General features: G+C 69.3%; 13 protein-coding genes and 2 tRNA genes. 8 read left to right on the forward strand and 7 right to left on the reverse strand.

Annotation, left to right across the window (positions count from 1 at the left end; translation table 11 throughout):
• Window positions 1-10 precede the first annotated feature (10 nt).
• The 5 genes from topA (at window position 11) to Q9R19_RS12660 (ending at window position 6,514) form a co-directional block, all read left to right on the forward strand.
• Complete coding sequence (topA, locus tag Q9R19_RS12640) at window positions 11-2,881, forward strand: type I DNA topoisomerase (protein ID WP_311256750.1); 2,871 nt, start codon at window positions 11-13, stop codon at window positions 2,879-2,881.
• On the forward strand, window positions 2,878-3,507 hold the full coding sequence (tmk, locus tag Q9R19_RS12645; RefSeq protein ID WP_311256751.1) for a dTMP kinase: 630 nt from the start codon (window positions 2,878-2,880) through the stop codon (window positions 3,505-3,507). Before topA ends, tmk begins: the two co-directional genes overlap by 4 nt.
• Window positions 3,508-3,667: 160 nt before the next feature.
• Complete coding sequence (locus tag Q9R19_RS12650) at window positions 3,668-4,825, forward strand: DNA polymerase III subunit delta' (protein WP_311256752.1); 1,158 nt, start codon at window positions 3,668-3,670, stop codon at window positions 4,823-4,825.
• Window positions 4,822-6,372, forward strand: a complete 1,551-nt coding sequence (locus tag Q9R19_RS12655; protein WP_311256753.1) for an alpha/beta hydrolase — start codon at window positions 4,822-4,824, stop codon at window positions 6,370-6,372. Before Q9R19_RS12650 ends, Q9R19_RS12655 begins: the two co-directional genes overlap by 4 nt.
• Window positions 6,373-6,442: 70 nt before the next feature.
• Window positions 6,443-6,514, forward strand: a tRNA-Thr gene (locus Q9R19_RS12660).
• 52 nt (window positions 6,515-6,566) lie between these two features.
• Here Q9R19_RS12660 and Q9R19_RS12665 read toward each other — a convergent pair.
• Window positions 6,567-6,704, reverse strand: a complete 138-nt coding sequence (locus tag Q9R19_RS12665; RefSeq protein WP_311256754.1) for a putative transporter small subunit — start codon at window positions 6,702-6,704, stop codon at window positions 6,567-6,569.
• Between the two features lie 17 nt (window positions 6,705-6,721).
• On the reverse strand, window positions 6,722-8,455 hold the full coding sequence (locus Q9R19_RS12670; RefSeq protein WP_311256755.1) for a sodium:solute symporter family protein: 1,734 nt from the start codon (window positions 8,453-8,455) through the stop codon (window positions 6,722-6,724).
• 471 nt (window positions 8,456-8,926) lie between these two features.
• On the opposite strand from Q9R19_RS12670, the gene Q9R19_RS12675 reads away from it, so the two are divergent.
• Window positions 8,927-9,487: a DUF1697 domain-containing protein gene (locus Q9R19_RS12675; RefSeq protein ID WP_311256756.1), complete on the forward strand. Its 561-nt coding sequence runs from the start codon at window positions 8,927-8,929 to the stop codon at window positions 9,485-9,487.
• 15 nt (window positions 9,488-9,502) lie between these two features.
• Here the strand turns inward: Q9R19_RS12675 and Q9R19_RS12680 are convergent, their stop codons facing one another.
• Both Q9R19_RS12680 and Q9R19_RS12685 read right to left on the reverse strand, forming a co-directional pair.
• On the reverse strand, window positions 9,503-10,051 hold the full coding sequence (locus Q9R19_RS12680) for a type 1 glutamine amidotransferase domain-containing protein (RefSeq protein ID WP_311256757.1): 549 nt from the start codon (window positions 10,049-10,051) through the stop codon (window positions 9,503-9,505).
• A gap of 125 nt (window positions 10,052-10,176) precedes the next feature.
• Window positions 10,177-10,386, reverse strand: a complete 210-nt coding sequence (locus Q9R19_RS12685) for a hypothetical protein (RefSeq protein ID WP_311256758.1) — start codon at window positions 10,384-10,386, stop codon at window positions 10,177-10,179.
• A gap of 404 nt (window positions 10,387-10,790) precedes the next feature.
• On the opposite strand from Q9R19_RS12685, the gene Q9R19_RS12690 reads away from it, so the two are divergent.
• Window positions 10,791-10,931 (forward strand): CGNR zinc finger domain-containing protein, encoded by a 141-nt coding sequence (locus tag Q9R19_RS12690; RefSeq protein WP_311256759.1) that lies wholly within the window; start codon window positions 10,791-10,793, stop codon window positions 10,929-10,931.
• A gap of 16 nt (window positions 10,932-10,947) precedes the next feature.
• Here Q9R19_RS12690 and Q9R19_RS12695 read toward each other — a convergent pair whose 3' ends face one another.
• Window positions 10,948-11,772, reverse strand: coding sequence for a serine hydrolase domain-containing protein (locus Q9R19_RS12695; protein ID WP_311256760.1), 825 nt, complete (start codon window positions 11,770-11,772; stop codon window positions 10,948-10,950).
• A 104-nt stretch (window positions 11,773-11,876) separates the two neighbouring features.
• A complete protein-coding gene (locus Q9R19_RS12700) occupies window positions 11,877-12,323 on the reverse strand; it encodes a hypothetical protein (protein ID WP_311256761.1) in 447 nt (148 codons plus the stop codon).
• 2 nt (window positions 12,324-12,325) lie between these two features.
• On the opposite strand from Q9R19_RS12700, the gene Q9R19_RS12705 reads away from it, so the two are divergent.
• Window positions 12,326-12,397 (forward strand) — tRNA-Lys (locus Q9R19_RS12705).
• 208 nt (window positions 12,398-12,605) lie between these two features.
• Here Q9R19_RS12705 and Q9R19_RS12710 read toward each other — a convergent pair.
• The gene (locus Q9R19_RS12710; RefSeq protein WP_311256762.1) at window positions 12,606-13,271 is read right to left on the reverse strand and encodes a fasciclin domain-containing protein; all 666 of its coding nucleotides are present in this window, start codon (window positions 13,269-13,271) and stop codon (window positions 12,606-12,608) included.
• Window positions 13,272-13,371: the final 100 nt, after the last annotated feature.

Raw genomic sequence — 13,371 nt, forward strand, 5'->3', positions numbered from 1 at the left:
GGACGCACTCTTGGCACAAGGCAAGAAGCTCGTCATCGTCGAGTCCCCGACGAAGATGCGGTCGATCCAGGGCTACCTCGGCGACGACTACGAGGTGCTCAGCTCGGTCGGTCACATCCGCGACCTGGCCGACAAGAAGGACATCCCCGCCGCCGACAAGAAGGCGTACGGCAAGTACTCGATCGACGTCGAGAACGGCTTCGACCCCTATTACGTCGTCTCCGACCGCAAGACCAAGACCGTCGCCGAGCTCAAGCGCGCGCTTAAGACCGCTGACGAGCTGCTGCTCGCCACGGATGAGGACCGCGAGGGCGAGGCCATCGCCTGGCATCTGCTGGAGACGCTCAAGCCCAAGGTGCCCGTCAAGCGCATGGTGTTCCACGAGATCACCAAGGACGCGATCCAGGCCGCCGTCGGCCGCACGCGCGACCTCGACCTCGCGCTGGTCGATGCGCAGGAGACTCGGCGCATTCTCGACCGCCTGTACGGCTGGGACGTCTCGCCGGTGCTCTGGTACAAGGTGAAGTCCGGCCTGTCCGCCGGCCGCGTGCAGTCGGCCGCGACCCGCATGATCGTGGACCGCGAGCGGGAGCGGATGGCGTTCACCTCCGCCGAGTACTGGGACATCGAGGCGAGCGCCTCGACGGGCTCCGCGACCCAGGGCCAGTCGTTCGGGGTGCGCCTGGTGCGCATCGACGGCGGTCAGCTGGCACGCGGCACCGACTTCGACGACACCGGCAAGCTCAAGAAGGCCGTCGTCGTGCTCACTGAGGCCGAGGCCGCCGCGCTCGCCGCCGCCGTGAACGACGCCGGCACGGTCACCGTCAGCAGGGTCGAGGCCAAGCCGGGAACGCGCAGCCCCTACGCGCCCTTCACCACCTCCACCATGCAGCAGGAGGCGGGCCGCAAGCTCTCGATGAGCGCGAAGCAGGCGATGAGCGTCGCCCAGCGCCTGTACGAGAAGGGCTACATCACCTATATGCGCACCGACTCGGTCGCGCTGTCGACGCAGGCCATCCAGGCCGCGCGCAGCCAGGCCGTCGCGCTCTACGGCGACGCCGCCGTGCCGCTCAAGCCGCGCGTGTACAAGTCCAAGAGCAAGAACGCGCAGGAGGCGCACGAGGCCATCCGCCCCTCGGGCGAGAACTTCCGCACCCCGGCATCCGTCGCCTCCCAGCTCGATCGCGAGGAGCAGCGGCTGTACGACCTGATCTGGAAGCGCACCGTCGCCAGCCAGATGTCGGATGCCAAGTACGAGACCACCACGGTGACTCTCGAGGCGGTCGCCGACTCCAAGAAGGTCGAGTTCACGGCATCCGGCACCGTCTACACGTTCAAGGGCTTCCTGGAGGCGTATGAGGAGGGCCGCGACGAGAAGCGCAACGCGCAGGACTCCGCCGAGAACCAGTCCCTGCCCGCGGTCGCCGTCGGCGACCGGCTGGCGGTCTCGGATGCCGAGGCCAAGGGCCACCGCACCACCCCCAAGCCCCGCTACACCGAGGCCTCGCTGGTGAAGGCGCTCGAGGAGCACGGCATCGGCCGCCCCTCCACCTTCGCGAGCATCATCGGCACCGTGATCGACCGCGGCTACGCCACCAAGCGCGGCCAGGCGCTCGTGCCCACCTGGTTGGCGTTCAGCGTGGTGCGGCTGCTGGAGCAGCACTTCGCCGATCTGATCGACTACGACTTCACCGCCGCGCTCGAGGACGACCTCGACGCGATCGCCCGCGGCGAGCAGAACCGCAGCGCATGGCTGCACTCGTTCTATTACGGGTCCGAGGCGCATGTGGGACTGCGGCAGGTGGTCGACAACCTCGGCGAGATCGACGCGCGTGCGCTGAACTCCACGCGCATCACCGACACCGCCACGCTGCGGTTCGGCAAGTACGGTCCGTACCTCGAGGTCACCGACCCCGCGCATCCGGATGCCAAGCCGCGCATCGTCAACGTTCCCGACGACCTCGCGCCCGACGAGCTGACCGCGGCGCGGGCGCAGGAGCTCATCGACGCTCCGGTCGCGGGCGACCGCGTGCTGGGCGAGAACCCCGAGAACGGCAAGGTGATCGTCGTCAAGGACGGCCGCTTCGGCCCGTACGTGCAGGAGAACGACCCGGTCTCCGACGAGGACGCCGTCGACGAGGCGACCGGCGAGGTCGTGGCCGCGCCCAAGAAGGGCGCGAAGAAGAAGGAAGCCGCACCCAAGCCGCGCACGGCATCGCTGTTCCGCTCCATGTCGGTGGACACCATCGACCTCGACACCGCGCTGCGGCTGCTCAGCCTGCCCCGCGTGGTGGGCGCCGACCCCGAGTCGGGCGTCGAGATCACCGCCCAGAACGGCCGGTTCGGGCCGTACCTGAAGAAGGGCACCGACTCCCGGTCGCTGGAGAACGAGGCGCAGATCTTCGATGTCACCCTCGAGCAGGCGCTGGAGATCTACGCCCGCCCGAAGTACGGCGCCGGCCGGGTCAGCAGCGCACTGAAGGAGTTCGAGGCCGATCCGGTCAGCGGCAAGCCGATCCGCATCCGCGACGGACGCTTCGGTGCCTACGTCACCGACGGCGAGACCAACGTCACCATCCCGCGCGGTCAGACCCCCGACGACATCACCTTCGAGGTCGCGGTGCAGATGCTCGCCGACAAGCGCGCCAAGGGCCCCGCGCCCAAGCGCGGCGCGAAGAAGGCGCCTGCGAAGCGCCGTACTGAGCGAGCGGAGCGAGACGAAGTGAAGGCCCCGGCCAAGAAGGCCCCGGCCAAGAAGGCGCCGGCCAAGAAGACGGCGACGAAGACGGATGCCGAGAAGGCGGCCGCACGCTCCGCCGCGGCGAAGAAGGCGGCCGCCACCCGCGCCGCCAACGCCGCAAAGGCGAAGTCGGGCTCGTGACCTCGGAGCGGCAAGGGCTCTGGGTCACGCTCGAGGGCGGCGACGGCTCGGGCAAGACGACGCAGGCGGCGCTGCTGGCCGGATGGCTGGAGGCCCGCGGTCGCGCCGTGCTGCACACGCGCGAGCCGGGTGGCTCCGAGGTGGGCGTGCTGATCCGCGACATCGTGCTGCACCACCGCGGCGACATCGCGCCCCGCGCCGAGGCGCTGCTGTACGCCGCCGATCGCGCGCATCACGTGGCGACAGTCGTGCGCCCCGCACTGCAGCGCGGCGACGTCGTCATCCAGGACCGCTACCTCGACTCGTCGGTCGCCTACCAGGGCGCAGGGCGGGTGCTGGATGCCGACGAGGTGCGCAGCCTGTCGCTGTGGGCGACCGAGGGGGAGCTGCCCGATCTGACCGTGCTCCTGGACCTGGATCCGTCCCAGGCGCGCCGGCGGCTGGATGCCGAGGACAAGCCGTTCGACCGGCTGGAGGCCGAGCAGGAGGAGTTCCACACCCGCGTGCGGGAGGGATACCTGCGGCTGGCAGAGGCCGAGCCCGAGCGCTTCCTCGTCGTGGATGCCACCGGAGACGCCGAGGACATCGCCACGCTCATCCGCGCGCGGCTGTCCGTGCTGCTGTGAGGGCCGGCCGATCTCTCCGTCCGCCGAGACCCCTCCTGACCGCCGAAACCCCTCCTGCTTCGCGTGATTCACGAGGGGTCTCGGCGCTGATGAGGGGTTTCGGCGCAGCGTGGACGGGGCGGATGCGGCGAGGTCGGATGCCGCGGTTAGGCTGGACTCCATGACGCAGGCCGCTCTCGCTCCGTTCCCGTGGAGCGAGGTGTGGGGTCAGGATGCTGCGGTCCAGACCCTGCAGCAGGCCGCCTCCGATCCGTCCGCACTGTCGCACGCATGGCTGATCACCGGGCCGCCCGGCTCGGGCCGGTCGACGCTCGCTTACGCGTTCGCGGCGGCGCTGATCGCCGACGACCCGGCCGACGAGAACACGATGCGGCAGGTGCTGGCCGGCACGCATCCCGACGTGACCGCACTGCGCACCGACAAGGTGCTCATCACCATCAGAGAGGCCCGCGACCTCGTCGCCCGCTCCTACTTCTCGCCTTCTGCGGGCCGGTACCGCGTGATCGTGGTGGAGGACGCCGATCGCATGGTGGAGCGCACCTCCAATGTGCTGCTGAAGGCGCTCGAGGAGCCGCCCGAGCAGACCGTCTGGGTGCTGTGCGCGCCCAGCGAGGCCGACCTGCTGCCGACCATCCGCTCCCGGGTGCGCGCGCTGCGCCTGCGCGAGCCCGAGGTCGACGACGTCGCGCGGCTGATCACCCTGCGCACCGGCGCTGACGAGCAGACGGCCGAGCAGGCCGCCAGGCATGCGCAGCGGCACATCGGGATGGCCCAGCGCCTGGCGACGGACGACGATGCGCGCCGCCGCCGGGACGAGACCCTCCGTGCCGTGCTGGGCGTGCGCGGAGTCGGCACCGCGGTCGAGGTCGCGGGGCGCATCATCCAGGCGGCGACCGACGACGCCAAGGCGCTGACCGCCGAGCGGGATGCCGCCGAACGGGCATCCCTGCTGCGCACCGTCGGGATCGCCGAGGGGCAGGCCGTGCCGCCCGCGCTGCGACCGCAGCTGTCGGCGCTCGAAGACGATCAGCGCAAGCGCGCCACGCGCAGCCTGCGCGACGGCATCGATCGGGTGCTCACGGATCTGCAGTCGATGTACCGTGACGTGGTCATGCTGCAGTTCGATCGTGCCGACGAGCTGATCAACCGCGAGCTGCGCTCCGAGCTGGCCGCGCTCGCTGCCGACTGGCCGGTCGAGCGTTCCCTGGTCACCCTCGACGCGATCGCGGCGACCCGCGAGTCGCTCGAGCGCAACGTCTCGCCGCTGCTGGCCGTCGAGAGCCTCCTGGTGACCATCTCCAGCGGAAGGACCCCGTGACCCATCGTGCACGGCGCGCAGCGCGCCGCATCCTGACAGCCGTGGCGGGCACGGCACTGGCATCCGTCATCCTCTCCGGCTGCCTGTACGCGCAGATCCCCGCGGCCTCGCCCGCGCCGGAGCGCACCCCCGACACCAGCGGTGTGCCCGCCGAGCTGATGTCGTACTACACGCAGGAGCTCGACTGGTCGTCGTGCGGAGCGGGCTTCGACTGCACCGAGGTCACCGCACCGCGGGACTGGGACGACCCCGCTCAGGGCGACCTCTCGCTCGCGGTCGTGCGGCACCGTGCCACCGGTGAGTCGCAGGGCTCGCTGCTGGTCAACCCGGGCGGTCCGGGCGCGAGCGGCTACGACTTCGTCGCCGACAGTCTCGCCTACGCGGTCGGCGACGACCTGATCAAGGACTTCGACGTGATCGGCTTCGACCCGCGCGGCGTCGGCCGCTCCAGCGCTGTCTCGTGCCTGGATGCGGAGCAGATGGACGATTACGTCTACGGCGTCGTGCCCGGTCCGCGCAACACTCCGGAGTGGGATGCCAGGATGACCGCGCGCGACAAGACGTTCGCCGAGGCCTGCGAGGCGGGCAGCGACGGGCTGCTGCCGTTCATCACCACCGTGAACTCCGCCCACGACATGGATCTGATCCGCGGGCTGCTGGGCGACGAGACGCTGAACTATCTGGGGTACTCCTACGGCACGTTCCTCGGTGCGACCTACGCCAAGCTGTACCCGGAGCGGGCGCAGCGTCTGGTGCTGGACGGCGCCCTCGACCCGTCGGTGCCGGGGCTGGAGGTGGGCACGATCCAGGCCGAGGGGTTCGAATCGGCGCTGCGCGCGTACCTGGTGGGATGCCTGAACGATCGGGACTGTCCGTTCAGTGGCACGATCGACGAGGCGCTTCAGGACGTGCAGGCGCTGCTGGCAGGCATCACCCGCTCGCCGCTGCGGAACGGCGACGGACGGATGCTGACCGTCGACACCATGATCACCGGCGTGATCACGGCGATGTACAACCCGCAGAGCTGGCCGTACCTCACCAAGGGCCTCACGGCCGCACTGCAGGGCGACCCTTCGGTGATGATGGCGCTCGCCGACCAGTACAACTCCCGCGGCACGGACGGCGAGTACCTGGACAACACCGCAGAGGCCTTCCGCGCCTACAACTGCATGGACTATCCGGTGGAGGACGACAAGGCCGCCGAGGATGCCGCGATCGCTCAGCTGCAGGAGAAGGCGCCCACCTTCGCACCGTACTGGCAGGCGCCAGATCCGTGCGAAGCCTGGCCGCATCCGCCCACCGGCGTGCGCGAGAAGATCATCGCCGCGGGCTCCGGCCCGATCGTGGTGGTCGGCACCACCAACGACCCGGCGACGCCCTACGCCTGGGCCGAATCGCTCGCCGACCAGCTGCAGAACGGCGTGCTCGTCACTCGGGTCGGCGAGGGCCACACGGGCTACAACAAAGGGAACGCCTGCGTCGACGACGCGGTGGAGAAATTCCTGATCGAGGGCAAGGCGCCGAAGGACGGGCTGCGCTGCGGCTGAGTCCCCCTCAGTTCGCGGTCGTCGGATCGTCGTAGTAAGATCATTGCTTGTGCCGCAGTCCGCTGCGCACGCCACCTTAGCTCAGTGGTAGAGCATCCCACTCGTAATGGGAAGGCCGTCAGTTCAATCCTGACAGGTGGCTCGTACAGGCCCCGGGATCGACGATCCCGGGGCCTTCGCCGTTCAGCACGCGGTCAGATGATGCTACGGCCCTCGGCCTTGGCGGCGCGAGCCTCCTTCACGAAGGCGCGCACGATCACGGCGAGGGTGCCCAGCACGATCACGGGCCACACCAGCAGGTATGCGGTCAGGGCGATGGTCGACAGTTCCATGTTGTCCTCCTTGCGGTTCAGCTGTTCGAGGGCTCTGCGCCGTCGGCGCGCGCCGGCTCCAGCGCGGAATCCGCGTCGGCGCTCAGCGCGGCATCCAGCACGGCATCCAGTTCCGCATCCACGTCCTCGTCGAAGTCGCCGGTGCGCTTCCTGATCAGGTCGAAGTCGAACTCCTCCTTGCTGGGCAGGGTGAGCGCGACGCAGACGATGGTCGAGACGGCGTACGCGACGAGCGACCCCGACAGCACCGGATAGGTGTGCAGGAAGCCGATCGCGAACGGCGCCGAGGCGAGCACGGACAGCGTTCCCACGATCAGCGCGACGCGCTTGCCGAAGAACCCGAAGGCCATCAGCCCGAGCACCACGCCGATGCCGATCGTCGACAGCACATCGCTGACGATGCCGATCGCGCCCTCCAGCGGCACCCACTCGAAGCGCACCGGCAGGAACACCGCCAGCGCCACGACGACGGACACCGAGAAGGCGAGGTTGGTGACGCGCTTCCAGTAGAAGCTCGCGATCACCGGGAACACCAGCGCACCCCACAGGGCGCCGACGAACACGAGCAGGTCGAGGATGTTCAGCTGGGACCCGGCGAAGTACAGCCCGGCCACCATCGCCACGATCATCGTGATGCGCCCCACCAGCACCATGGTGCGCGGGTTCGCCCTCTTCCTGCCGGCGATGTTCTGCCCGTAGATGTCGGCCATCACGATCGATGAGAGCGCGGTCAGATCGGCATCCGCGGTGGAGGAGAGCGACCCGATGATCATCACGAAGAACACGCACAGCAGCACCGGCGACAGATAGGTCGCCGCCATCTGCGGGATGAGGTTGTTCACATCTCCGCCGACGGGCGTGATCCCGGCGTACAGGGCGATGACGCCCAGCATCCCGATCCCGATGATCGTGGCGCCGTACCCGAAGGTCGCCGTCACGAAGGTCTTCTTGATCAGGTCCTCGCGCACGGCGAAGAGCCGCTGCGCGATCGTCTGGTTGCCGATCGCGTAGGCCAGCACCGCGGCGATGTACGGCGCGCCCTGGTTGAAGAACGCGTCGGACGAGAAGAAGTCCGCCTGCTGCGGGGTGAGGTTGGATGCTCCGGTCTCGAAGAGCGACGGGCCGCCTGCGGCGAAGAACACCACGGGGATGATCACGATGACGGCGCCCAGCATCGCGCACACCTGCGCGAAGTCGGTGAGCACCGAGGCCCGGAAGCCCGACCACAGCGTGTACAGCAGCACACCCGCGCCGATGGCGAGAATGCCCTGCGTGAACGTGAACGGGGAGAGCATCGAGATGAGCGCGCCGCCGGCGATCAGGTTCGAGGTGAGGCTGATCAGGCTGCCGAGCACGTTCGAGCCGGCGAGCATGAGCTGGCTGGATCGGCCGTGACGGGCGAACATCACCTCGGCGATGGTGTGCGCACGCGGTGCGACCTGGCGGATGCGCCGCCCGAACGGGTAGATGAGCAGGATCATCAGCGCGCCCCACAGTCCGTAGTGGATGGGGCCGGAGATCCCGTAGGTGTAGCCGGAGGTGGCCGAGGCGTACATCGAGGCGGCCCAGATCCAGGTGGCGGTCATGGATGCGGCGGAGATGCCGAATCCGATGCGTCCGCCTGCGGTCATATAGCCGTCGGCGTTCTCGGTGCGCTTGCTGATGCGCAGCGACATGTACAGGCTGCCGCCGAAGAACAGCAGCATGAGCAGGACCACGACCGGTCCTGCGAGGGTCTGAAGGTTTTCCATTTCTCTCTCTTCTCGTCGGCACCGGCTGCGGTGCCAGTGGACGGGGGAGGGAGAGCAGCTAACGGGTGGGCAGCGTCGCCTTCAGGGGCCCGGAGGTGCGGGGGTGAGCAGATGCGAAGAAGGTGGTCGGGGCGGTGCCGGCCGGCATACGGTTCCTTTCGAGATGGCGCACGTCCGATGCGGGACGGATGGCGCGCGGATGCGGCGGGCGTCCGCCGCATGAGGTGATGCGGATTCCGGGCGGCCGCTGCGCGCGCGGTCAGGGCGCTTCGGCAGCGGATCTGAGACCCGGTCGATGCGCGGTCGCCGCGCGGCGGCGCCCTAGCGAGCGCATCCGGCTCGCCTCTCCAACGTAGCAACCGCCCTCGGCAAGTCAAAAGCGCGCGAAGGCGGAGGGCCGTACGCTCAAGGCATGAGCAGAGCACTTCTCGTCGTCGGCGTGCAGCACGATCCCGCTGACGGCGGTGCCCGGTGAGCGTCCGCTGCGCGCTGCTGCTGCGCGCCGTGAACGTCTCCGGGCGCAACCGCGTTCCGATGGCAGAGCTGCGGGCCCTGCTGGGCGAGCGGACGCGGCTGAGCGGCGTGTCGACCTACATCGCCAGCGGCAACGTCATCGCCGACGTGCCGGGCGCGCTCGATGCGGCCTGCGCCGAGGTGCGGATGCTGATCCGCGAGGCCTTCGACGTGGACACCCCGGTGATCGCGCGCACCCACGAGCAGCTGGCCGCCGCGCTGACCGACCACCCGTTCGGGGACGCCGCCGAGGAGAAGATGCTGCACATCATGTTCCTGGAGTCGACGCCGATCGACGGTGCGGTGCAGGCGCTCACGCCCCGGCTGCTGCCCGGTGAGCGGATCGCCCTGGACGGGCACGACCTGTGGATCGACTACGGGCGTTCGGGGGCGGGGGCCACCAAGCTCACCCGTCCCGTGCTCGACCGCGCTCTTGGCGTGGCCGGAACCGCCCGCAATCTGCTCACGCTGCGCCGCCTGGTCCAGCTCACGGCGCCGACCGGTTCGGCCGCGACCTGAGACGTGGGCGAGGAGTCAGGCGTGCTGCTGGCGATGCCGGCCCTCGTCGATCTCCTCGATCACCTTCGCGCAGAAGGCGGGCAGGTCGTCGGGCGTGCGGCTGGAGACGAGTCCCGCGTCGACGACGACCTCCTCGTCGACCCAGGCGGCACCGGCGTTGCGCAGGTCCGTGGCCAGGCTCGGATAACTGGTCATGGTGCGGCCGTCGACGACGCCCGCTTCGATCAGGATCCAGGAGCCGTGGCAGATCACGCCCACCGGCTTGTGCTGCTCGAAGAACGCGCGCGCGAAGTCGATCGACGCGCGATCCAGCCGCAGATGGTCGGCGTTCACCACTCCGCCGGGGAGGACCAGGGCGTCGAAGTCATCGGCCGACGCGTCGGCGGCGAGAAGGTCCACGTTCTGCACGTGGCCGTTCTTGCCGGTGATCCCGTCACTCTCCGGCGAGATCATGGTCGCCGTCGCGCCGGCGCCGGTCACCGCGTCCCAGGGGCTGGTCAGTTCGCTGTCCTCGTAGCCGTTCGTCGCCAGGAAGGCCACCCGGGCCTGAGAGATGCTGCTCATCGTGAAGTCCTTTCCGTGGAGGGGATCACGACAGGATGCGCTCGCCGGCGGCATCCCGGCAGGGGATGGCCATGCGACGGATGGCGTGCTAGACCTCCGTCCGCTGAGTGGAGGAGCCGGTCGCGTCACGACGCGGCGGTGGCGACGTGACTCTGCGGCACGGGTGGGAGGGCCTCATGCATCCGCAGATCCACGCGTCTGGCGGCGCAGCCGACGCAGCGCACATAGACGATCTCCCCCTCCGACGTCGCGTGTGCGGATTCCGTCAGCCAGGCGTGCTCATGCATCCGGATGGGCAGCGGGATGCGGAGGGGGAGGGTGTCCGGTGCGGTCATGCCTCCACGATGATGTAATGGCCTTATGCATCTCAACCCTTACGGCGAGTACGCGGTGCTGCTGGCGGCATCGCTGGCCAACGACTGGCCTTCCGATCGCGACGGCATCGAGCGGCGCACGCGCGATTTCGGGATGACGATGGCCTTCGATGCGGCGCCCGACGATCACGCGCGCACCAGAGCCGTGGTGGACGCCTGGCTGCAGGTGGTGGATGCCGGCGACGACGCTGCGAGAGCGCTCGCGCTGAGCGTGCAGATGTCGGGTGCCGCAGCCTACCCGCAGCTCACCGATCATGACGGCGAGGGCTGGCACCTGCATTATCGCGACCCTGGGCGTTCACTGCCCGAGGTGCTCGAGGCGGTGATCAGCGTCGGCACGGCGCTGCACCTGACGGAGCGGGGGCATGCACCGGCTCGGGAGATGCGCCGCGTCGCCCTGCGAGAACGTGTACGCCGATGTCACCCGCAACGGTCGACAGCGCTACTGCTCCGTGCGCTGCGCCAACCGCGATGCGGTCCGCCGCCATCGGGCGCGCGCGGCCTGAGCGATGGCGTGACTGCTCACCGCAGCGCGGCGAGCACGGCATCCGACAGCGGCGGCCACGCCTGGATCGCCCACGGACCGAAGTCGCGGTCGGAGAGCGCGATGCACGCGGCACCCGCCTGCGGATCGACCCACAGGAACGTGCCGCTCTGCCCGAAGTGCCCGAAGGTGGCGGGGGAGTTCGCCGCAGACGTCCAGTGCGGATCCTTGTGGTCGCGCAGCTCGAAGCCCAGGCCCCAGTCGTTGGGACGCTGGATGCCGTACCCGGGGAGCACCCCGTACAGGCTCGGGAAAGCGACGGAGGTCGCGTCGGCGAGAGTGGCGGCGGCCAGCAGCGTCGGACGCAGCAGCTCGGCAGCGAAGCGCGCGAGGTCGGAGACGGTGGAGACGGCCGCGGCTGCGGCCGAGCCCTCCAGGCGCGAGGATGCCATGCCCAGCGGCTGCAGGACCGCCTCGTCGAGGTAGTCGGCGAACGGGATACCGGAATGCTCGGTCACGGCGTCCGCGAGCACCTCGAACCCGCGGTTGGAGTAGATCCGCTTCGTGCCGGGAGCGGCGCGCACGATGTCCGCGCTCATGTCCAGGCCCGAGGCATGCGCGAGCAGGTGGCGCACGGTGGATCCGGCAGGGCCCGCCGGGGTGTCGAGTGAGAACACGCCCTCCTCGACGGCGATCAGCGTCGCGTACGCGGTGAGCGGCTTGGTCACGGAGGCCAGCCGGTACCGGCGGTCGGTGTCGCCGTGGGATGCCAGCACCGTGCCGTCCACGGAGACGACGGCGGCCGCGGCGTTCTCCACCGGCCACTCGTCGATGGCGGCGAGGGCGTCCTGCAGTGCGGTCATGGCTCCTCCAGCGGCATCCGGCGTGCGCCCGCGGTTCCGGCATCCGGACGCCCTGGCATCCTCCCACACCCGGTTGTGCGCGCCGGGACTCTCTTGCGCCCGCATCACTCTGTACGCCAAGTTCGCGGCATCCGCTCGTATGTCGCGATCGCGTGGCAGTTGCGACACCGCACGTCGCACTTCTCGATCTCGGCTGAAATGACGGCGATGCCGTAGCCGTCGTTGACCAGCTGCATCACGCCATCGCGCTTGTCCGTGCCCGGGCGGTGGTCGAAGTCCAGCACCCTTATGTCTCGGATCCCGCAGTCGACGCAGGGATGGGTGAGCAGATGACCGCGGATGATCGCGCGATTCGTCGCCCGCTGCGCGTCGTTGCGCTTGCGGATGACCGCAATGTGATGCGCGCGATTGCGCGCGTAGTAGCGGCGGGATGCTTCGCGGTTGCATTCTCGGCAGACTTCTTGAAGGCCGTCGGCACGGGACGACTTCCGGTTGAATTCGGACCGTGGTTTAGACTTCTGGCAGGTGCCGCACCTCTTGCGGTCCGGCATCCGCCCCCGTAGCTCAGAGGCAGAGCAACCGGCTTTTAACCGGTGGGTCGGGATGTCGGAATTCCCCGGGGGCACTTCTTCGGATTCCATGCCGAGTCCTCTCGCCAGTGCGATGCACCACCGCCCGAGTGCAATGTCAACACCGTAGCGCGGGGCTCGGACACCACCGTCCACGGCGACGCGAACGTGCCCGCCGACGTCGGTCGGCGGGCACGTGGCCGCTCGCGCGCTCCCCGTCGCGCGGAGCGGCTGCGGGCGCCGATCCGGGTCGGCGCCCTGACCTCACTCGGCCGGCGGCATCAGCACCGAGTCGATGAGGTAGACGGTGGCGTTGGCCGTCTGGACCCCGCCGCAGATGATGTTGGCGTCATTGACCTTCCAGGAGTCGCCCGAGTCGGTGACGTCGACCTCAGCGCCCTGCACGGTCTTGTGCATGCCGGCGATGTCGGACGGCTCGATCTGACCGGGCACCACGTGGTACGTCAGGATCGAGGTGAGCGTGTCGGCGTCTGTCTTGAGCATGTCGATCGTCGCGGGATCGATCTTTCCGAACGCCTCGTCCACCGGGGCGAAGACGGTGAACTCGCTGCCGTTGAGCGTGTCGACCAGGTTCACATCCGGGTTCAGCTCGCCGCTGACCGCTGCGACGAGCGTGGTCAGGAGCGGGTTGTTCGACGCGGCGACCGCGACAGGATCCTGCGACATCCCCTGGATCGACCCGTCTCCGTCCGGTACCTGCTCCGCGTAGGCATCGCAGCCCGGACCGACCAGGTTCGCCGCCGGATCCATGGCCTGCGGCGTGGACTCGGTCGACTCCGACGTCTCGGGTGCCTGCGGCGCGCTCGACTCCGGCGCCTCCGCGCCGCCCATCGAACAGCCCGACAGGACCAGAACGCCGGCGAAGCCGAGCGAGAGCACTGCGCTGATCTTCTTCTTGGTGCTGAGCATTTCAACCTCCGGGGTTCGAGGCCGCGGACCTTCCGCGGCGTCGAGGGTTGTTCGGAGGCCTGCCGCGATCGGATCGGATCGGATCGGAATCAATCCGATC

It is taken from the genome of Microbacterium sp. ARD32 (assembly GCF_031844385.1).
Classification (GTDB): Bacteria; Actinomycetota; Actinomycetes; order Actinomycetales; family Microbacteriaceae; genus Microbacterium.